This is a genomic window from Sphingobacterium sp. UBA1897 (assembly GCF_002337775.1).
Classification (GTDB): domain Bacteria; phylum Bacteroidota; class Bacteroidia; order Sphingobacteriales; family Sphingobacteriaceae; genus Sphingobacterium; species Sphingobacterium siyangense.
Genome location: NZ_DDGR01000022.1, coordinates 47,679 through 68,224 on the forward strand (window position 1 = coordinate 47,679; position 20,546 = coordinate 68,224).

At 38.8% G+C, this 20,546-nt stretch carries 16 protein-coding genes; 12 read left to right on the top strand and 4 right to left on the bottom strand.

Annotation, left to right across the window (positions count from 1 at the left end):
* The first annotated feature begins 304 nt into the window (after nt 1-304).
* Nucleotides 305-973: a response regulator gene (locus B4N43_RS12835; protein WP_286735131.1), complete on the top strand. Its 669-nt coding sequence runs from the start codon at nt 305-307 to the stop codon at nt 971-973.
* Between the two features lie 63 nt (nt 974-1,036).
* On the opposite strand, the gene lgt is transcribed toward B4N43_RS12835, so the two are convergent.
* Entirely contained in the window at nt 1,037-1,855 is an 819-nt protein-coding gene (gene lgt / locus B4N43_RS12840; protein ID WP_286735133.1) for a prolipoprotein diacylglyceryl transferase, read from the bottom strand.
* A gap of 505 nt (nt 1,856-2,360) precedes the next feature.
* On the opposite strand from lgt, the gene B4N43_RS12845 reads away from it, so the two are divergent.
* The 6 genes from B4N43_RS12845 (at nt 2,361) to B4N43_RS12870 (ending at nt 11,539) form a co-directional block, all read left to right on the top strand.
* Nucleotides 2,361-4,238 carry a sensor histidine kinase gene (locus B4N43_RS12845; RefSeq protein WP_286735136.1) on the top strand — a complete coding sequence of 626 codons (1,878 nt, stop codon included), beginning with the start codon at nt 2,361-2,363 and terminating at the stop codon, nt 4,236-4,238.
* 12 nt (nt 4,239-4,250) lie between these two features.
* The gene (locus B4N43_RS12850; protein ID WP_145326802.1) at nt 4,251-4,985 is read left to right on the top strand and encodes a LytR/AlgR family response regulator transcription factor; all 735 of its coding nucleotides are present in this window, start codon (nt 4,251-4,253) and stop codon (nt 4,983-4,985) included.
* Between the two features lie 124 nt (nt 4,986-5,109).
* Nucleotides 5,110-5,850, top strand: coding sequence for an ImuA family protein (locus tag B4N43_RS12855; RefSeq protein ID WP_286735139.1), 741 nt, complete (start codon nt 5,110-5,112; stop codon nt 5,848-5,850).
* Nucleotides 5,851-5,852: 2 nt separating this feature from the next.
* Nucleotides 5,853-7,352: a Y-family DNA polymerase gene (locus tag B4N43_RS12860; RefSeq protein WP_286735141.1), complete on the top strand. Its 1,500-nt coding sequence runs from the start codon at nt 5,853-5,855 to the stop codon at nt 7,350-7,352.
* 9 nt (nt 7,353-7,361) lie between these two features.
* Nucleotides 7,362-10,502 (top strand): error-prone DNA polymerase, encoded by a 3,141-nt coding sequence (locus tag B4N43_RS12865; RefSeq protein ID WP_286735144.1) that lies wholly within the window; start codon nt 7,362-7,364, stop codon nt 10,500-10,502.
* An 89-nt stretch (nt 10,503-10,591) separates the two neighbouring features.
* Nucleotides 10,592-11,539 (top strand): hypothetical protein, encoded by a 948-nt coding sequence (locus tag B4N43_RS12870; protein WP_286735147.1) that lies wholly within the window; start codon nt 10,592-10,594, stop codon nt 11,537-11,539.
* Nucleotides 11,540-11,598: 59 nt separating this feature from the next.
* Here the strand turns inward: B4N43_RS12870 and B4N43_RS12875 are convergent, their stop codons facing one another.
* Nucleotides 11,599-13,002 (bottom strand): MFS transporter, encoded by a 1,404-nt coding sequence (locus B4N43_RS12875; RefSeq protein ID WP_286735150.1) that lies wholly within the window; start codon nt 13,000-13,002, stop codon nt 11,599-11,601.
* A 118-nt stretch (nt 13,003-13,120) separates the two neighbouring features.
* Here B4N43_RS12875 and B4N43_RS12880 point away from each other — a divergent pair, with 118 nt between their 5' ends.
* A complete protein-coding gene (locus tag B4N43_RS12880) occupies nt 13,121-13,459 on the top strand; it encodes a winged helix-turn-helix transcriptional regulator (RefSeq protein ID WP_083663640.1) in 339 nt (112 codons plus the stop codon).
* 4 nt (nt 13,460-13,463) lie between these two features.
* Here the strand turns inward: B4N43_RS12880 and B4N43_RS12885 are convergent, their stop codons facing one another.
* A complete protein-coding gene (locus B4N43_RS12885) occupies nt 13,464-14,375 on the bottom strand; it encodes an EamA family transporter (RefSeq protein WP_286735155.1) in 912 nt (303 codons plus the stop codon).
* A gap of 35 nt (nt 14,376-14,410) precedes the next feature.
* The gene (locus B4N43_RS12890) at nt 14,411-15,403 is read right to left on the bottom strand and encodes a 2-hydroxyacid dehydrogenase (protein ID WP_286735157.1); all 993 of its coding nucleotides are present in this window, start codon (nt 15,401-15,403) and stop codon (nt 14,411-14,413) included.
* A gap of 178 nt (nt 15,404-15,581) precedes the next feature.
* Between B4N43_RS12890 and B4N43_RS12895 the strand changes: the two genes are divergently transcribed.
* The 4 genes from B4N43_RS12895 (at nt 15,582) to B4N43_RS12910 (ending at nt 20,462) form a co-directional block, all read left to right on the top strand.
* Entirely contained in the window at nt 15,582-16,661 is a 1,080-nt protein-coding gene (locus B4N43_RS12895) for an NAD(P)H-dependent flavin oxidoreductase (protein ID WP_286735160.1), read from the top strand.
* 173 nt (nt 16,662-16,834) lie between these two features.
* Entirely contained in the window at nt 16,835-17,215 is a 381-nt protein-coding gene (locus B4N43_RS12900) for a response regulator (RefSeq protein ID WP_286735163.1), read from the top strand.
* Nucleotides 17,216-17,437: 222 nt separating this feature from the next.
* A complete protein-coding gene (locus B4N43_RS12905; RefSeq protein WP_286735165.1) occupies nt 17,438-19,618 on the top strand; it encodes a DUF4838 domain-containing protein in 2,181 nt (726 codons plus the stop codon).
* A gap of 127 nt (nt 19,619-19,745) precedes the next feature.
* Nucleotides 19,746-20,462 (top strand): MIP family channel protein, encoded by a 717-nt coding sequence (locus B4N43_RS12910; RefSeq protein WP_201668290.1) that lies wholly within the window; start codon nt 19,746-19,748, stop codon nt 20,460-20,462.
* Nucleotides 20,463-20,546: the final 84 nt, after the last annotated feature.

The window sequence follows — 20,546 nt, forward strand, 5'->3', positions numbered from 1 at the left end:
ATGTATAGCTTGATTTAATAGCGTGCAAATATTGTTCCTTTTCTCATGGGTTTTCTCTTTATCGATAAATGATAGCAGTTGTCGGTCATTAGCAATACCTACTTTTTGATCTGTTAGTGATCCTAGAGGTTGTTTAATATGGACTCATGATATCAATAGTACAGTGAATAGAAATTCGTATCTTTATTTTGTTTATGCAGTCTGTTTCTTTTTTATTCCAAATCGGAAAATACAATACACCATCATTGTCGTATATGGTTGGAAGAAAATAGAATTGAAAGTTTATATTTAAATGCTAAAGAAGATGAATACGGTTAAAATACTATTGGTTGAAGATCACATGGTCGTACGGAATGGTATTAAACTACTTTTAGAATCCGATGGAGAATTTGCAGTGATAGGCGAGGCATCTGATGGTACGGAAGCCCTGTCTAAATTGGCGAATGGTCTAGCTCCCGATATTGTCTTAACTGATATAAGTATGGAGCATATGGACGGGATGGAGCTCTTAAAAATCATCAGTCAAAAATATCCGCTGGTCAAAGTTGTGATATTATCCATGCTTAGTCAAATTCATTATGTGGTTGAAGGGTTTGAGCATGGTCTTTCAGGCTACCTGTTGAAAAATGTAGGTTATAATGAATTACTTTTTGGATTAAAGCATGTCGCTCAGGGTGGGCGGTATATGAGTGAAGAAATTAGCTTAGCCTTACTTGAACAAGTTTCTTCGGGTCAAGTTTATACGGATGTGGGCTCGAATACTATCCTAGATTTGGAAATAAGCGAACGTGAGCTAGACGTATTGGAATTGATCGCGGACGGTTTTACAAATCTAGAAATTGCAGATAAAATCTTTTTGAGTAAGCGTACGGTTGAAGGATATCGGCAGAACTTGATTGATAAAACAAGGGTGAAGAACACTGCGGAATTAGTAAAATATGCTTTTCAACATGGCTTATTAAAAAAATCATGATAAAATTTCTGTTCCTGGTGACCATGGCATAGGTGATGATTTTTGGAAGTACTGCGCATCCCCTTACTTTAGTTTTGGTATTCTTTCTTGAAAACGGTTGAAAATAAATAGACCAGCTCCAATAATAATAAATGGTATGCTAAGTAGCTGTCCCATATTGATGAATAGGGAGTCTTCAAAATGCTCTTGATTGATTTTCAAAAACTCATCCAAAAACCGGAACGAAAATAGCAAAACCAAAAGCAAGGCGAAATAGTTTCCATTTTTACGTCTAAGCTCTTTTTCTTTCCACAAACGATATAACAATACGAATAATAGGAGACAAAATAATGCTTCATAAAGCTGTGCCGGATGCCGGGGTATCGTATCGATATGGGTAAACACAAAGGCCCATGGTAAACTACTTGCGGTGCCGATCATTTCAGAGTTCATTAAGTTGCCCAGGCGAATGCAAGCCCCTGCTAAAGGGACGACCAAAGCAATCCGATCTGCAACCCAAAGAAAAGGAAGCTGCTGTTTTTTTGCAAATAAATAGATCGCAATCAGGATACCTATACCTCCGCCATGGCTTGCCAGCCCACCTTCCCAAATGGCCATTATTTTTAAGGGATGATCTAGGTAATAACTGGGGTCGTAAAACAATACGTGCCCCAATCTAGCGCCAATAACAGTACCTAAAACGATATAAATGGTTAGCTGATCTAAGAACTCGGTTGGCCGACCTTCTTTCTTAAATAATGAACCTAGTATCTTATAGCATAATACAATGCCCAATAACCAAAATAGTCCGTACCAGCGAATAGGGTGTTCAATAATTGGAATAACAAAGATATCACTATCTATATTCCAGTTTATGTAAGTTAAGATTAGATTATTTACCATATGACGTTTTAGCGTGATGCTCCATAGTATAGGTATGCGATAGGGATATTTCGTTACACATTTTGATGAAAAAACACGAAATTCTCTTTATTGATGCAAATATTGAGTCATATACTGCGATTATTAAATATGAAGTTTTCGTTGTTTGACCAATTTGTATGTTTGTGGGGAGTAAAAGGAAATTAACTATAGCTGAGTTCCATAATTGCGACCGGTGTTTTTATTGGAGAAGAATATTAGCATAAGTATCAGCCGGGTTAAATACTTTTGAAAGTATATCTTGTTTTTTTGATAATATTCCGATATTCGACAATTGATAACATGATATGGACAGCATCTTGCATATTTCTTTAATAGCTGTTTACATCCGGTGAAAGCTTATCATAGTTAATGAACGAGGTTATGGAAAAATATAGGCACCTTCATGTAAATTTAAACAGATAGTTATATTCTGATGATACGAAATTTGACAAGATTTACTTTTTGTTTTTTATCTCTCGTGCTCATGGCACAGTTACTCTCTTGTCATCAAAGTGACCAACAGGCGTCTAAAAATAATACGCATATCGAAGATAACTCACTTGATTTAACCTATCAGGATACGTTATTAAAATTTCTCGCTTTACAAGATTTTAGGGATCAATCTATTATAGCAAAGAAGATAGCGGAGTTTGCTCAGGATAAGTATTTTAATAATTCTGGTTATAATTGGATTTTTTTGGCGTACAACTATTTGTTGGACGATAACATAGATTCAATAGAAATCGCGCTGAAAAACCTTGATGGGAGAAAACTGTCTCCGGATTTGCTTGTTCTGAAGGATTACTTTAAAATAAGGGCTAATTTTAGTTTTAATGATGTGACTACTATTGGCATCATGGAACAAATTATCGATGCTAAAGAATATGCGTTAGAAAATAAGAGTAGGTTTAGCTTTCTTTTTTTCAATCTATTGGCTAATGCAAATTATCGTCGAGCTGACTATAACCAGGCGCTCAAAGATAACGAGTCCTGGTATCATTATCATCCCAATAGATCCGATGCCCGTGTTGCGCAAGCGTATCAGGAGATCAAATTTATGCAGTATATTGAATTGCATGATTTTGAGAAGCTAAAAGCAACACTGGACAGCTGCAAATATTACGCAAATAAAACGGCGGATTCTGCTATCATTATGCGCATGTATAATTTACAGGCGCAGTATTTCTTTAGCATAGGGAATAGTCGAAAAGCGGTAGAGGCATCCCAAAAATATTTTAATTATTTATCTTCAAGCAAGGCACTCAATGCCTATGCGTATGCGAATTTGGCAAAAAATTTCTTGAATAATCATCAAGTTGACTCGGCGATCTATTATTTTAATGCTGGATTACAGTTTATCAAAACACATAAAGGCAAGCAAAATAAATTATTCTATTACCAGAATCTACAAGTAGCACACGCATTAAAAGGAGATTATGAACGGGCTTATTTTACCTTGGATTCGGCCTATCAGGATTATAAAAATAGTACAAAAAGTATTGAAAATGAACGTATAAATGAGATCAATACACGGTATGAAACTGAAAAAAAGGATCAGGCTATTAAGCTTTTAAAAACAACAAATGCATTCAACCATAAGATTATGGTCCAACAGCGCTGGATTTTTGTTATTTTATTTGCGCTGATCTTTAGCATTGCATTCTTCATTTATTACCGGAATAAACAAAAGCTATTGAAAAATATTAATCAGCGCATTATTGCCGAAAATAGACAATTAATTTTAGAGCAGAAGACCCGACAAAACCAGCTTAATCCCCATTTTATTTATAATGCTATAGCTAATTTGCAAGGTTTGATCAGTAGTGAGCAAAAAGCAAAGGCAAATCAGTACCTCATCTTATTGTCCCGTCAAATTCGTGACATACTCGAATTAAATAGGGAAGAGTATATTTCTTTGGATCAAGAAATTAAATCATTAAAGAATTATATACTTTTACAGCAGATGCGCTATCAAGATGTATTTGATTTTGAAATTGAGAGCGGTAACTTGGATGTTGATGATGTCATGATTCCCCCTATGTTGATTCAGCCTTTTGTTGAAAACGCTATTGAACATGCTTTCAAAAATTTGAATTATCGTGGACAATTGCAAATTCTTTTTAATCAGGAAGCAGATCAATTGCATATTGTTATCAGTGACAATGGCTGGGGAATGCAATCTTATCAGAAAAATAATGCACACAAGACCTCTCTTTCACAAGTTATCACGAAAGAGCGCCTTGAGCTTTTGTTTAATGATCCTCAGCAAAAAGCAAGGATTGAAATAAAGCCCAATTATAGAGAAGATAAAAGTGGATATCGCGTAGAACTCTATATCCCACTCGTTTTATATTTTAATTAAATACGTGAAATTATGAAAGTTTATATTCTTGAAGATGAGTATAATATCTATTTGTACATTAAGTCTTTATTGGATGCTATTCCTTATGTCCAGATCGTTGGTTATAGTCCATCAATCGCCCAGGCAGAACGTGAGTTACTTGTATCTAATCCAGATCTTATTTTAGCTGATATTCAATTGAAAGATGGATCAAGCTTATCCTTCCTCTCCGAGCTGAAATTGGACATAAATACAATCTTTATTACCGCATTTAACCAATATGCTATAGAAGCCCTTAATATAGGCGCTATTGCCTATTTATTAAAGCCTTTGGTTCCGGAACAATTTATAGAGGCTATTGAAAAATGCTATAAGAAAAATACAGAGTTTAGATTCAATAGTATGCAATTAAGTATGGCCGAAAGCTATCTGAAGTCACCAGTTAGACCAAAGAAAATAGCACTACGTACATTTGAATACACGCAGATTGTGAATATCGATGATATTCTTTATTGCCATGGAGATAAGGGTTATACCACATTTTATATTAAAGACAATAAACCGATGATGGTTTCGAAAGTCCTCAAACATTTTGAAACTATGCTTCCTGAATCCGAATTTATTCGTTGTCATCAATCTTATTTAATCAATGCAAACTATATAAAAAAATATTTCAAGGATGGCCAGATAGAAATGTCCGATGGTAAAATGATTCCTGTTGCGACAAGAAAAAAAGATGTTATCCAGCAATTCTTGAATGATATATAAGGCTTGAAGTAACAAAGGCTCTACGATTCTAAGTTCTGTTGTTTGTGCTAAAAAATGTAGCATTCTCTTTTATTACTAAAATAATTAGTATTATATTTGTATGTAATATTAAATACGAGGGGCTATGATGTTAGAAGATAAACAGGCTTTGATCAGCAAACTTAAAAAAGAATTGCTTGCCTGGCAAGGGGTACCTCAAAGGTCAAATGATGCAAGCACGATGGGTTTGGGGCCATTGGAGAAAGCTTTTCCGAATGGCGTTTTTCCTAAAGGGGTAATACACGAGTTTGTGAGCTTTAACCGCATGGATAGTGCTGCATCCTGTGGGTTTATTGGTGGTCTCCTTGGAAAACTTATGCAAGCTGATGGGATTTGTATTTGGATAGGCTCCATTCAAACGGTATTTCCAGCGGCAATCAGATCATTTGGGGTTGATCCAGCATCGATTGTTTTTGTTTCTATGCAACGGGAGAAGGATGTGTTATGGGCGATGGAAGAAGCGTTGAAATGTCAGGGCATAACAGCCGTGCTGGCCGAAATACATCAGCTGGATTTTGTTCAGTCGAGGCGCCTTCAACTTGCCGTAGAAAAAAGTCGGGTTACAGGGTTTATACTTCAACATAACCCAAAAATCTTGTTGGCGACGAGTTGTGCGGCACGTTGGAAAGTCACTTCTTTACCTAGTCAATCGGATGATGGATTACCTGGTATTGGCTATCCCTGTTGGGATGTAGAGCTCCTCAAGGTAAGGAATGGAAGTCCAGCCAAAGAGCAAATAACCTGGTCTCCACAGGGGTTTAAAACATTTTCTAAAAAGGAGATACAGGTAAAAGACTGGAATTATAACTACCAAAATCTTGGCTAGTCATGAAAAAAAGATTTGCCTCACTTTGGTTTCCTCATCTGAAAACAGATTGGCTCACTGTTTGTAAACCACATTTGCAAAATATTCCCTTTGTATTGTCCATCGCCGCTCAAGGAAGATTAATCGTCAGTGGGAGTAACTTATTAGCGGAGCAAGCGGGGGTGCATTCAGGAATGGCCATAGCGGATGCACGGGCATTTATTCCATCACTTAAAATAATCAATGAGCAAGCTGGATTGGCTGAAAAGTTACTCCATTCGATAGCAGAGTGGTGCATCAGGTACACACCACAGGTTGCATTAGATATGCCTGACGGTATCATCCTGGATATTAGTGGTTGTGCTCATCTTTGGGGCGGGGAGGCGGCCTACTTAACAAGTATTGTCTCGAAATTTAGACAACATGGTTATGATGTATGTATGGGGATTGCTGATACCATTGGGGCCGCATGGGCGGTAGCGCATTTTGGACACGAAGATATCATTATAAATGAACAGGCGCAGTCGGAAACGCTTCTTCCATTAAGTCCTGCTGCATTACGATTGGAAGATGTTCAATTGAAGCGCTTACAATCGCTTGGATTACGGTCAATCGGAAGTTTTTCAAAAATGCCACGTTCAGTGTTGCGTAGAAGATTTGGCGATAGTTTACTGCTCCGACTGGACCAGGCCCTGGGATTGGAAGATGAATTTGTTATTCCTATAAAACCCATCTTACCCTATGAAGAACGTTTACCTTGTTTGGAGCCTATCTGTACAGCAAATGGTATTGAATTGGCTTTGGAAGATTTATTAAACAAGTTGTGTAGGCGTTTGTCGGGGGAGGGTAAAGGATTACGTGCAGCCGAATTGAATTGTCATCGCGTGGATGGAAAAATAGAGACCATTACTATTGAGACTAATCGTGCTACTGCTCAGGTTAAACATATCCTTCAATTATTTGTCCTAAAGATTCCGCAAATTGAACCGGCATTGGGTATTGAATTATTTACCTTGGGCGTATCCAAAGTTGAGATGGCAGATCCTGTTCAGGAAAATCTTTGGAACAATAGAATTGGTCTCAAAAACCCGACGGTTACCGAACTTTTAGATCGCTTGAAAAGTAGGGACGCCAATTGTGAGATTTCACGCTATGTTCCATCTGCGCACTACTGGCCCGAACGATCCATGAAAATAGCGGCTAAAATGGATGAGGTTGCAGCTGTTGACTGGCAAACTGCAAGGCCACGTCCAACACGACTATTGAAGATTCCTGAACGTATTATAGTCACAGCACCCATACCCGACTATCCACCCATACTGTTCCGTTATAAGGGAGATACCTATACTATAAGGAAAGCAGATGGCCCCGAACGTATTGAACGCGAATGGTGGATTGATCCTGGTGAACATCGGGATTATTATGCGGTGGAAGATCTGCAAGGTCGGCGCTTTTGGTTATATCGCGCCGGGCATTATGACGGCCAGGCAGATCAATGGTTTATACATGGTTTTTTTGCATAAGGTTAGTGTATGGTATATTGTGAATTACAGATAACAAGTAATTTTAGTTTTCTCGAAGGTGCTTCTCATCCGGAAGAACTGATCGAGCAAGCGGCGCTATTGGGGTATAATTCCGTTGCATTAACTGACCGCAATAGCCTTGCTGGAATCGTCCGTGCACATATGGCTGCAAAAAAAAACGGTATACGACTGATTCCTGCTTGTCGTCTAGATTTACAGGATGGGCCAAGTTTATTGGCATACCCCACAGATAAAGAGGCTTACGGGCGGCTTTCAACATTGTTAACTGTTGGAAATCTAAGGACGGAAAAAGGAAGATGCGAATTGTACAAAAATGATGTGTTTCAATATGCTGAGGGGATTATATTCATTATTTGTCCACCTGAAAAACTAGTGGTCGGTTTTGAGCTTGAGCAGTCATTTATAGCGTTTGTACAGGAATGTCAACAGCGTCTACAGGGGTGTCTTAATCTAGGAATAAAAAAACTCTATCGTGGTGATGATGCTAAATTATTGTTTAGAATAAATCAGTTGGGCGAACACCTGGCTATCCCGCTTGTTGTACTTGGTGATGTATATTATCATGTACCTGAAAGGCGTGAATTGCAGGATATTTTAACCTGTATTCGTGAAAAATGCACAATACATACGGCTGGATTTAATTTATATCCCAATGCAGAGCGCTATCTAAAATCAATAACTGAAGTTGAACGCTTGTTTAGACTGTACCCTGAAGCTGTAGAACAGAGTGTAAAAATTGCCAATGCTTGTCGTTTTTCCTTAGATGATTTGAAATACATCTATCCAGATGAATTATCATCTCATGGTCGGACTACACAGGAAGAGTTAAGTTATTTAACCTGGGAAGGTGCCAGTAAACGATTTAACGGAGATATCCCGGATGCAATTCGCGAAACGATTCAAATGGAACTTGATTTTATCGAACGCAAAAATTATGCTTCTTATTTTTTGACGGTGTATGATTATGTTCGATTTGCGAAGGAAAAGGGAATTTTATGCCAAGGGCGTGGATCTGCAGCAAATTCAACCGTATGTTACTGCTTAGGTATTACTTCTGTTGACCCGTCAAAATACAGGCTTTTATTTGCGCGATTTATGTCCGATGCACGCGATGAACCACCAGATATAGACGTCGACTTTGAGCATGAGCGCCGTGAGGAAGTCATCCAGTATATTTATGAGAAATATGGCCGCAATCGTGCTGCTATCGTAGCAACTGTCACACAGGTACGCTCCAAAGGGGCTATACGTGATGTTGGCAAGGCCATGGGACTTTCCATGGATGCTGTAGGGCGTTTAGCAGGGGTTGTGAGTAGCCATTGGGACGATTATGTCGATTTGGAACGTTTGGTTGAACAGGGCTTTAATCCGGATGACCAACATTTGCGAAAAGTTCTCGAATTGACACATCAGTATATTGGCTTTCCACGTCAATTGGGGCAGCATACAGGCGGATTTGTTATTACGCAAGGTAATTTGCATGAGCTTTGTCCTTTAATAAATGCCCGCATGGATAATCGGACAAATCTCGAATGGAATAAAGATGATCTTGAAGCACTCGGCTTTCTAAAGGTTGATGTACTTGCTTTGGGGATGTTGACCTGTATTCGCAAAGCTTTTGATCTCGCTAAAAAGCATTATGGAAAAGAGCTTACCCTGGCTGATATTGGGGCAGATGACGATCCAAAGGTTTACGATATGATCTGTCATGCAGATACTCTAGGTGTATTCCAGATCGAAAGCCGCGCCCAGATGTCGATGTTGCCGCGATTAAAACCGGAAAAATTTTATGACCTGGTCATTGAGGTAGCTATTGTGCGTCCTGGACCGATACAAGGCGATATGGTGCATCCCTATTTGCGCCGTCGAAATAAAGAGGAGGATGTTGATTATCCCAGCACTGAGATCCAAACCATTCTTGAAAAAACCTTGGGGGTTCCTCTTTTTCAGGAGCAGGCCATGGAAATTGCCATAGTCGCTGCCGGATTTACTCCTGCGGAAGCCGACGAATTGCGTCGTAGCATGGCCACATTCAAAGCAAAAGGACAGGTATCTGCTTTTCACAAAAAAATGGTCGATGGTATGGTAAAGAAAAACTATACGGAAGAATTTGCCAATAGAGTTTTTAAGCAATTGGAAGGTTTTGGGAGTTACGGTTTTCCGGAGAGTCACGCCGCGTCTTTTGCCTTACTGGTGTATGTATCCTCATGGCTTAAGTATTACTACCCCGATATTTTTGCGGCATCCTTACTCAATAGTCAGCCCATGGGCTTTTATCAACCTGCTCAAATTGTTATTGATGCACAGAAACATGGCGTAAAAGTACGTCCTATTGATATCAATCATTCTTCATGGGACAATACCTTAGAAGGAGAAACTGGAAAACCACATGCCCTTCGATTGGGTTTACGTCAGATCAAAGGATTTTCAAGGGAAGAGGCCGTTGTGCTGACTCAAGGTCGGCAGTCTGCCTATTCATCCATTACTGGTATGATGGATGTTGGACTATCTCTTATTGCGTTGGAGAAATTAGCTGATGCAGATGCCTTTAAGTCATTAGGTATTGATCGTCGGCAAGCGCTTTGGGAAATTACAGCATTGGGTGATCGGCCGATTGCATTATTTGAAGGTCAAGCGTCTGAAAGTACCATGGAGGGGCAAATTGAATTACCATTGCTAACAAAAAGCCAGCATGTTGTGGCTGATTACGCAAGGACCTCGCTATCCATTAAAGCACATCCAGTGAGTTTCTTGCGCGGAAAGCTCGATCTTCTCCATGTAGTGCCCACAGCAAAACTGGGCTTGATAAAAAATGATATGCCAGTGAAAGTATGTGGGTTGATTACTGTTAGACAACGCCCAGGAACCTCCAAAGGTGTTTTATTTATCACCATTGAAGATGATACTGGTTTTTCAAATATTGTCGTTTGGAGTAATGTGTTTGAAAAATATCGAAAAGAAATCCTCCGGGCAAAACTCCTTATGGTCGCGGGTAAAATTCAGGTTGAAGGTGAAGTTATTCATGTGATCGCACAACGCTGCTTTGATATGTCGGGTTTGTTAAAAGATCTGACCACAGAAGGAGATCATGCTGCGGATATTTTTCATAAGGGAAGAAATTTTCATTGATCTCTCATTTATTAATCTCATTTTTGAAGTAGAATGCTTTTACTTCGCGTAGGTAGCAAAGCATTCAAATCTATAGGAAATTAAAAGATATGACCAAAAATATTCTCGTCAATACGATCGAAATTGATAAAGCAACTATTCGTGAATTCATTAAACAGGGTTATGTAAATGCTGCTATTGATCTGATTGCCACCCAGGCAAATGTAAAGTATAAAACTGCCCGGGATATTGTAGAGATGTTTAAAGAAGACCATATTGATCTTTTTGATGGTAAAGACCTGTTTTTGGCTGATTATGATCTGCTTGAACATCGCGGCGATTCTCAGGAAGCCGATCACAAAGGATCTTCTTTTTTGGAAGTAGAAACAAATGTGCGTGGCCGAACGAGCATTTGGAAGGCACTTTTTATCTTTTCTGTCCTTGCTCTGTTCGCTTTCGTTATCTTAAATTACGTTGTGGGTTTTAATCAAATAGGGCATCATATCTCAGAACTTACGCAGCTATTCGATAAAAATGAAGGTTCAGCTGCCGCTGATACTGATACATCCAAACAAAATATTGTATTAAGTGCTGGTGTTACCCGGGCGGGTGATGTTGAAGACCTCCATCCCGTAGATACAAATCTCTTACCATTGGATGTGAGGCAGGCTGAAATAGCGCGAATACATCGGACTCAGTTCAATCGATTGAAAGCAGCAAAACATTCACCAACAGATGAAGATGCACAGATCGCTCTAATTCACCTTACAAATGGGCGGTTGACTGATGTTATTATTCAGCAAAAATTAACTGTAAAAATAGGGAAGTGTTATGAAAATTCGACCATGAAAGATAAGGGCACCTGCGTGAGTTGTATGATATTACTTTACAATAGGGAGAAGAAAAACTGGCAAGAAGCTCCCAATGGGGAGAATTTCCTGCGTAATGCCTATGACTTCTATTTGCCCAGCGGTTCAGACTTATGGGAAGCCAGCCCGCTGAGCATCCGTATTCCTTACGACTACGCTTTAGTAGACAAATATGAGGCAGCAAATTAGCTACATTAATCCTTAGAGAAAGTATGATAGACCCAGCGAAATCCTGAACGAATTACCTGCTATTTTACTTTTTTTGAAGGTAAATAAGCTATTGAATATACGACAAATAAAAGTAATATGACCGATAGTACGATCGAGTAGCCATAGGCAGATGAGATGTTCTGCCAAATAAGAAATTTAGTCCCTTTCCCGTGAAGGAATACCCCGACAATAAAAGCGATTCCTAAGCATATAGATAGTTGTTGTACTGTGAGATAGATGGCGGATCCTACGGAGATTAGTTTTTCGTTAAGGTCTTTTAATGCAAGTGTCATTAATGCCGGCAGCACACTACCGCAGCCAATGCCATAAAAAAAGAAGAGTGTGTGTATTTGGTCGCTATCTATGATCATCGTATTGAAAACGAAAAGATGAGACAGCAAACCCAAAATCATTATTCCTAGTCCATATAAGACAATGCTCTTTCCGTGGCGTTGTATTAGCTTGCTCACAATAACACTTGCCAATACGTAACCAATACCCTGAAAAACAAAGGCAATTCCTGTCATTGTTGCCGTATAATTCTTTTGATTTTGAAGGTAATTGGAGTTAATAATAAAATAAGCATCTTGGACCATATAATAGGCTAATGCCGCTAAAAGGCCTAAATTGAAAACCCGATTATTGAATAAGGAGAAATTGAGTAGACTAGAACGGCCCGTTTGTTCTAATTTACGTTGTTTTTTTAGAAATAATAGGGCGAGAACAATTGATGCTCCCAATAGCAGTAATGACCAGAGTGGCCATTTCAACTCAGGTCCCATGATTAAAGGAAAAATTATTCCCATTAAAAGCATAAACAACGTTATCATAGGGATAAAAGAGATCTTAGATTTTCCAGTAGCTTGATTACTAAATGTATAACGATAGACAGCAAAGCAGGCAAGTACCCCAATGGGAACATTGATCAAAAAAATAAGACGCCAACTTTCATGTATCCAAGTCTGATCCGGAAGAATTCCGCCTAATAATTGACCTATTACTGAGGCAATACCTGCTATACTTCCATAGATACCCAAAGCCATCGATCGCTTCTCCGGATTTTCAAAAAGTAACGTGATCAATGCGATGCCCTGTGGAACCATAAGTCCAGAGCTAATCCCCTGGATCAATCTTCCGGCCAATAAAATGTAAAGATTATTGGCTAAGCCACATAAAAGGGAGGCTACAGTAAAAAAAGCCATCCCAATTAAATATAATTTCTTTTTTCCATAATGATTTCCGGCATTCCCGGCATTGATTAGAAGACTTGCATACCCAATAATATAAAGTATTATAATCCATTGCGTATCACTGTCTCGTAGATGTAGTCCATGTTGAATTGTGGGAAGGGAAACATTAATAATAAAGAGATCTATGACAAATAGAAATATACCAGTTGAAAGGAGGAAAATATGAAGTAAATCTTTAATTTGAAAGCGCATATAGAAAGTTTTTAATAATTTTATGGTTAAAAATAGCTTGGATATTTTCTACAATCAAGTAGTTATAAATTATGTACTTGGTATGTTTTTATGAACTAATGGTCAGTATGAGGTGATTATGAATGAAAAAAAAAGTGAAAATTTTGGCGCCTGCTGTGATGTCAATGGAATTTTTAAGATAATAGGTGGAAAATGGAAAGTTTTGCTCATTAAGGCTGTTGCTAAACAATGCCCCAAAAGATTTGGTGAGCTACGACGGGAAATGGAAGATTTGGCGCAAACGACATTGACTGTTCAACTCCGTGAGCTCGAACGCGATGGTATTTTATGTAGACAGATTTACGCTGAATCTCCACCACGCGTGGAATATAAACTCAGCGAATTAGGTAAAACTTTACTACCCGTCATTGAAAGACTTGATGAGTGGTGGTCAGATTACAAACGAGAAAGGGGATAGGCATTTAGCTTATCCCTTTTCGCTCCTCATTTTTAGTGATGCCCAATAAGACAATTGTACCGATGATACAAAAAGTGCCGATCCAGTCTGTTTCTCTAAATGGTGTATTTAACCACAATACAGCTAATAGGGCTGCCGATATGGGTTCGGCAGAAGCTAGAAGACTTGTCTTTTGTCCACCAATAAGCTTAACTGCTGTTAGATAAGCATAAAAAGGGATAAGTGTGCCGAAGACTACAATAAAAGCAGTGTAGCTATAGGTATATATATCCCAGATTCCATCAATTTCCCAAGGAGGTTTGACAAAGCAAAAAACGAGACCTCCCAATAGCATTCCCCAACCGATAACTATTGCCGCATTATACTTGTTTAATAGGTGGATTGGTTGTAGTGTATAAAAAGCAAGCGTAACAGCTGACATTAAACCAAAAAATAATGCGAGCGGAGAAATCGAAAGAGAACCAAAATTCCCATGTGTGACTAAAAGAAATGTGCCCAGTATAGCTAAAAGTATGGCGAGGAAGGCAACGTTCGAAGGGAATTTTCTCTTGTTCAACGCCATGTAGATTGCGATCAGGACCGGACCTGTATATTGTAGCACTGTTGCGGTAGCAGCGTTGGAATAATTTATGGCGGCAAAATAAGTATATTGGACGGCTAATACACCAAAAATACTGAATAGAAGAAGTGCTAAACTATCTTTACGATGACGCCAAATCTGCCAAATCTCATTTTTCTTGTGTATTCCGGCCAAAAGCAATAATACAATGCCTGTCACAAGCATTCTTACCGTAATAAGCCATTCTACGTTAACTGCCCTTTTCTGAAAAAGAAATTGGCCAAAAGTACCCGATACACCCCAAAGAATAGCCGCCCCGATTGCCAAGAGGAATCCTTTCAAAACATGGTTTTTCATTGTTTTATCCGAAATAAATTTGATATTAAGTCTTGTTATAGCAAGACTTCTGCGTCAGTGATCCCTTTGGTTGATAGGTCGGAGATGCTCCGAAGCGTTCTTTGAGAAATTTCTGTTAATGCTTCTGTTGTAAAAAAAGCTTGGTGCGCCGTAACCAAAACATTCGGATAGCTCATCAATAATTGTATTGTTTCATCTTCAATAATTGTTGTCGATAAGTCTTTAAAAAACAACTTTTCCTCTTGTTCATAAACGTCAATACCTAATAAGCCAATTTTTCGCTCTTTAAGCGCTTTAATAGCATCATTGGTATTGATTAGATTGCCTCTGCTTGTATTAATAATTGTTACCCCATTTTTCATCTTTTCCAATGACTCCTTATTAATGAGATAGTGGTTCTCGGGAGTAAGCGGGCAATGAAGAGAAATAATATCTGATTCTTTGAAGACTTCATCCAACGATCTGTAATTAACACCTTGTGTTGTAAGCTGCTGGTCTGGGTATAAATCATAGGCAATTACATTTGCCCCAAATCCCAATGCGATTTTGATAAAAGCCTTTCCAATTTTTCCAGTACCAATAACGCCAATTTTTTTTTGGTGGAGATTAAATCCCAAAAGTCCATTCAATGCAAAATTTTGCTCCCGCACGCGATTATAGGCTTTATGTGTTTTACGATTCAATGTCAATAACATGGCCATGGTGTGTTCAGCTACGGCTTCAGGGGAATAGGCGGGCACCCGACAAACTTTTATCCCAAATTCCCTGGCAGCTTCCAGATCAACGTTATTAAAGCCGGCGCAGCGTAAGGCGATCAGTTCAACACCTTTTTGAGCAAGCACTTCAATAACTTGCCGGTTAAGTTTATCATTGACAAATGCGCAGACTACCTTCTCATCTTCAATAGCATTGACAATGTGTGGACCTAAATGCGTTTCATAAAAATTGAACTGAAAGCCATAGGTGCTGTTTTCTTGCTCAAAGAATAATTTGTCGTATGGTTTTGTCGAAAAGAAAGCGATTTTCATAAAATTGTTTGTTACGTAATACTATAGTATAAATATACGGTATAAATCGCTTATTTGGTACCGCAATACAGGATGATTTTCTAGTATTATAGTATAATTTGTTTTAAAATAGCTTAAATTAGAACAATCACATGACAGCTATTTTAGTTGAATCTTAAGCATATTAATTACTTCCGATATGAAATGGTCAAATCAAATTACACAATTAATAGGTATTGATTATCCGATTATCCAAGCTCCCATGTTTGGTGTTACCACACCAGAAATGGTCATTGCAGCATCGCGTGCCGGAGCGCTCGGGTCGTTATCGTTGGGTGATCTACCAGCAGAACGCTGTAGTGAGCTTATTCGTTCAACCGCTGCATATGTCAAGAAGCCTTTTGCAGTCAATATTTTTGTAAATCATGTTCCTGAAGTTTCAGTGAATTTGAGGCTGGCATATAATGAAACAAAGGTTTTTGTGGAACAGTTAGCTCTGCAATATGGTTTAGAAGTAGCTTTACCGGAGCTCGATAGCATCCATATTACAGATTACAGGGAACAAATTGACGCGATCATAAGCCATCAGTGTAAAGTTGTGAGTTTTACTTTTGGAAATCTGGATGCACAAAGTATAAAACGATTGAAAGACAATGATGTGATGATTATTGGTACATGCACTTCAGTGGCAGAAGCAATTGCTTTGGAAGAAGCTGGTATTGATGTGATCTGTGTACAGGGATTAGAAGCTGGGGGACATCGCGGAAGTTTTGAGGAGGCACCTGTTCCTGAGATTGGCGGATTTTCTCTGCTACCACAAGTGAAAGAGCATGTAAACGTTCCGCTTATTTATGCCGGTGGATTATATAATGCAAGCACGATCCATTCTGCAAAGCTATTAGGTGCCAATGGTTTTCAGATTGGCAGTTTATTGCTCAAATCTAAAGAAAGCGCACTGCTGGACTTTGAGAAAGCGCGTCTTTCTCATGTTCAGGAATCAGATATTGTCTTGACAAGGAGTTTTTCAGGGCGCTATGCCAGAGGTATAAAGAATACATTTATTGAAGCTTTGGACAAGTCGCAATACATCTTACCATATCCCTATCAAAATAAACTCACCGGGGAATTACGAAGAATAGCCAAGGCCAATAAAAATGTCGATTTTGTAAATATTTGGGCCGGACAATCGATCCATTCTTACAGTGAACTTTCGACAATAGATATTATGCAAACGTTAATCCGAGAAGTTGAAAATTTGCATACTAGTTTAGTTGTTTAATAATAATAATAATATGAGCTTGTCGCCTGTCAGCATACTGTCATTTTAATTAGAACTAATAACTAAAATCTGTGTTTAAATAATTTAAATGGCGTTGTAGTGGTTAATCTACAACGAATTCTCTTTTTTTTTCGAAACTTTGTGTCACCGTGAAAAACTAAAATTTTACCGCTATGGGGAACGAAAAAAAGAGAATTCTTGTTATCGAAGATAATGAGATTCTATTAAGCACAATGCAATTTGTTCTTGTCAGGGAGGGCTATGACCTATTGCTTGCCAATTCTGGAAAGGAAGCGCTCTCGTTGGTTTCTGACGAAACCATTGATTTGGTCATAACAGATTTGGCATTACCTTTTGCCAATGGTTACGAAATAATCGATCGCATTCGGAAAAGCAATACGAATAATCAGGTACCTGTTATTATTATTTCCGGTTACCGTGACGATAATAGTATTGTGGAAGGCTTTGAAGTCGGAGCCAATGATTATATTAAAAAGCCGATCTCTCCGTCAGAACTGATATCTCGTGTACGATTAAGAATAGGTCATGCTTAGTAAATTTGAACATGTAATCCATGTCATTTGATCATTTTTCGAGGGTGAGGGCTGGTCTATTTTGATGGCAACATCGTATAAACAACTGGGGTTTTACACTCATGGGCGGTTGGAGCTATTACAAAGTAGCTGAAAATAGATTTATGAATCAGTATGACCTAAATCTATCATTAAGGAAATATTTTTAATATGATGTGGAAGTTTATGTTATGTCTATTGTCAATGGTAACGATAGTTCAGGGTAAAGAAAGAATTACATTGGTTGATCAAGGGAAAACGGATTATGTCATTCAAGCGGATGCAAATGATCCTGTTTTACAAAAAGCTGCTGGGGTGATAAACACTTTTACAAAAGAAAGTACAGGTGTAGATTTTGCAATACAAACTAAAGGCGAGGTCACACATGCCATTATTTTGGAAAAAAGCTCAATAACTAATATGTTTCCTGAAGACAGTTATTCCATACAAGCTGTAGGAAAGAATATCTATATCAAGGGAAGTGGTAAAGGTGTACTATTTGCGGCATATCGTTATGTCAGGGATATTATTGGTGGACGAAAGTGGTATGTAGGTAAAGAAAATACATATGTTCCAAAATTGACATTCCTGGCAGTCGATTCAGATCTGAAGATTTATTCCAAACCAAATTTTCAGTTTAGAGAGGTTTATTTCCCTGTTGAATTAGATCAGGAGTATATGGATTGGTATGGTTTACATAATTTGGAAGAACGCTGGGGAGATTGGGGGCACACTTTCAGTAAAATATTGCCACCATCAGTTTATTTTAAAGAACATCCGGAGTATTACTCCCTGTATGATGGAAAACGCCAACCTATTCAACTTTGTCTATCTAACGAGGACGTTTTTAATCTTACCGTAGCTTATTTCAAGCGTAGGATAAGCGAAAATCCCACAGCTATTTATTGGTCTTTCGCGGCCAATGACGATATCGGAAGCTGTACTTGCGATCGTTGTCAGGCTATTGATAAGCGGGAGGGTGGAGCGCAAGGCTCACTGATTCACTTTGTGAATAGAGTGGCCGCACAATTTCCTGATAAAAAATTTACAACACTGGCGTATTTAGAATCAGCAAACGCCCCAACGCACCTCAAGGTTGCCGATAATGTTTCTGTTATATTAAGTAATATCGATGCTTTTAGAAAAAATGACATTGGAAGTGAACCATCAGCAGCAACTTTTCGTAGACAATTAGGAGCTTGGAAAGCTAAGGCCAAGCATGTATTTGTATGGGATTATCTGACACAGTTCACTAATTATCTTGCGCCATTTCCGATCCAAGGAACCATGCAGGAAAGTCTACAATATTTGAAAACGCAAGGTGTCGAAGGGGTCTTTTTGCAAGGTGGAGGAGCGACTTATAGTGATATGGCGGAGCTAAATGCCTATATATTGGCTAACCTCGTCTGGGATACGACGCTTTCAGAAGAACAGCTAACCAACGAGTTTATCGAGGGTTATTATGGCAAGGCTGGACCCTTTATTAAAGCATATCTTGCTGAACGAAGAAATCACTTGCCCGGGCCTTCATCAGCTTTATCCATTTACGGAAACCCGATTGATAATAGGCATGACTTTTTAAGTCCAGAGGCGATGGATAAGTATAGTACATTATTAGAAAAAGCGGAAATAGCTAGTGAAGGTAATCCTTTAGTGGAATCCCGTGTCAGGCGTATTGGACTTGGGTTGGATTACACCTATTTGCAACAAGCAAGATTTTATGGACCGCATCAACATGGTATATTTGAACAAGAGGGGGAGCGTTGGGTTGTGAGACAAAAGGTAAGTCGTAAAGTAACACAATTTGTTGAAGATGCAAAAAAAATGGGCGTTATAGAGCTTGCCGAAGCTGGTGCATCACCCGATAGTTATGCAAAGGAGTGGTCTGAAATATTCAAAGCCGGCGTTAGCGCAAATAAGGCGTCTGAAGCAAATATTAAGTTGAGATATGCATTTGATCCTTCTTTCCCTGCCAATGGACTAAAAACACTTACAGATAGTGTGCCGGGCTATATGGATTATAGCTATAATTGGTTGCTATGGAACGGGGAGCCGATGGATATTACTTTTGATTTTGAACAGAAAAGGCGAATAGATACCATAACACTTAATTTTCTAAAGGATGCCCGACATTGGATATTTCCACCAAAAGAAATTCGAATTTCGGTATCTAAGAATGGAAAAGATTTCCAAGATGTATTTCTTAGTAAGCTTGAATCCGTTGAGGAGGATTACACCTTGGAGAAGATACCTTATCAAGTATTATTAAATGACAGTGTTAAAGTGATCCGAGTTTATGCTGCACCTTTGGCAAAACTACCCGAATGGCGGTATCATCCTAAGCGAAAGCCTCTTATAGCCTGTGATGAAATCTGGTTAAATTAATATAGAAAAGCTTATTAACGTTGGTTTTAAAGTGCTGTGGATATTGTTCTACAATAATTTATTTAGCAGTATAATTTTATGCGGAAAATGATTAAATTAGAGTTAACTAAGTTATAAACAGATTCATATGGAAATTAAAACATCTTCAAAATTTATCGCCGAACTAATTGGAACATTTGGTTTGGTACTTTTTGGTTGCGGTGCGGCCGCTATTGCAGGAGCCAATACCACAGCTGGGCTTTCTGGTCTTGGTCTTTTGGGTATTGCTGTCGCCTTCGGTCTTTCGGTCGTGGTTTTTGCTTATGCGATCGGTGGAATTTCAGGCTGTCATATCAATCCTGCGGTGACTGTTGGTGTGTTATTGGCAGGTAGAATGTCTGCCAAGGATGCGGTTGTCTATATTGTTGCTCAGTTTATTGGTGCACTTTTGGGGGCATTTGTCCTTCAGCAGATTTTAAGTGGGCAATTGGCCGGATTTACGGCAGGAGAGTGGGCGTATGGCTCAAACGGTTGGGGTAAAGGATATCAAAACGAGTATGGTACTGCTTCCGCCTTTTTGATTGAAGCCGTGTTAACCTTCATTTTTCTGTTTGTGATACTGGCAACAACATCGAAGGTAGGAAACAGCACAATGGCTGGGCTTGCAATCGGCTTTACGCTTCTTTTGATCCATTTGGTTGCTATTCCTGTAACAGGTACGTCGGTTAATCCTGCTCGTTCATTTGGGCCAGCGATTCTGGCCGGCGGTCAGGCTTTATCGCAGCTTTGGCTCTTTATTGTAGCACCATTAGTAGGGGCAGCTGTAGCAGCAGGGGTATGGAAAGCCCTTGAACCTAAAGACTAGTTTTTCAATTTTATAAGATGCGCCCAATACGTAAAAGATTACCTATTGGGCGCTTTTGTGTATATAAGATTTATTGGCTAGGGC

Excerpts from the sequence above, each read along its gene's own strand:
- B4N43_RS12835 (WP_286735131.1), top strand. The coding sequence starts at position 305 with ATGAATACGGTTAAAATACTATTGGTTGAAGATCACATGGTCGTACGG.
- lgt (WP_286735133.1), bottom strand. The coding sequence starts at position 1,855 with ATGGTAAATAATCTAATCTTAACTTACATAAACTGGAATATAGATAGT.
- B4N43_RS12845 (WP_286735136.1), top strand. The coding sequence starts at position 2,361 with ATGGCACAGTTACTCTCTTGTCATCAAAGTGACCAACAGGCGTCTAAA.
- B4N43_RS12850 (WP_145326802.1), top strand. The coding sequence starts at position 4,251 with ATGAAAGTTTATATTCTTGAAGATGAGTATAATATCTATTTGTACATT.
- B4N43_RS12855 (WP_286735139.1), top strand. The coding sequence starts at position 5,110 with ATGATGTTAGAAGATAAACAGGCTTTGATCAGCAAACTTAAAAAAGAA.
- B4N43_RS12860 (WP_286735141.1), top strand. The coding sequence starts at position 5,853 with ATGAAAAAAAGATTTGCCTCACTTTGGTTTCCTCATCTGAAAACAGAT.
- B4N43_RS12865 (WP_286735144.1), top strand. The coding sequence starts at position 7,362 with ATGGTATATTGTGAATTACAGATAACAAGTAATTTTAGTTTTCTCGAA.
- B4N43_RS12870 (WP_286735147.1), top strand. The coding sequence starts at position 10,592 with ATGACCAAAAATATTCTCGTCAATACGATCGAAATTGATAAAGCAACT.
- B4N43_RS12875 (WP_286735150.1), bottom strand. The coding sequence starts at position 13,002 with ATGCGCTTTCAAATTAAAGATTTACTTCATATTTTCCTCCTTTCAACT.
- B4N43_RS12880 (WP_083663640.1), top strand. The coding sequence starts at position 13,121 with ATGAATGAAAAAAAAAGTGAAAATTTTGGCGCCTGCTGTGATGTCAAT.
- B4N43_RS12885 (WP_286735155.1), bottom strand. The coding sequence starts at position 14,375 with ATGAAAAACCATGTTTTGAAAGGATTCCTCTTGGCAATCGGGGCGGCT.
- B4N43_RS12890 (WP_286735157.1), bottom strand. The coding sequence starts at position 15,403 with ATGAAAATCGCTTTCTTTTCGACAAAACCATACGACAAATTATTCTTT.
- B4N43_RS12895 (WP_286735160.1), top strand. The coding sequence starts at position 15,582 with ATGAAATGGTCAAATCAAATTACACAATTAATAGGTATTGATTATCCG.
- B4N43_RS12900 (WP_286735163.1), top strand. The coding sequence starts at position 16,835 with ATGGGGAACGAAAAAAAGAGAATTCTTGTTATCGAAGATAATGAGATT.
- B4N43_RS12905 (WP_286735165.1), top strand. The coding sequence starts at position 17,438 with ATGGTAACGATAGTTCAGGGTAAAGAAAGAATTACATTGGTTGATCAA.
- B4N43_RS12910 (WP_201668290.1), top strand. The coding sequence starts at position 19,746 with ATGGAAATTAAAACATCTTCAAAATTTATCGCCGAACTAATTGGAACA.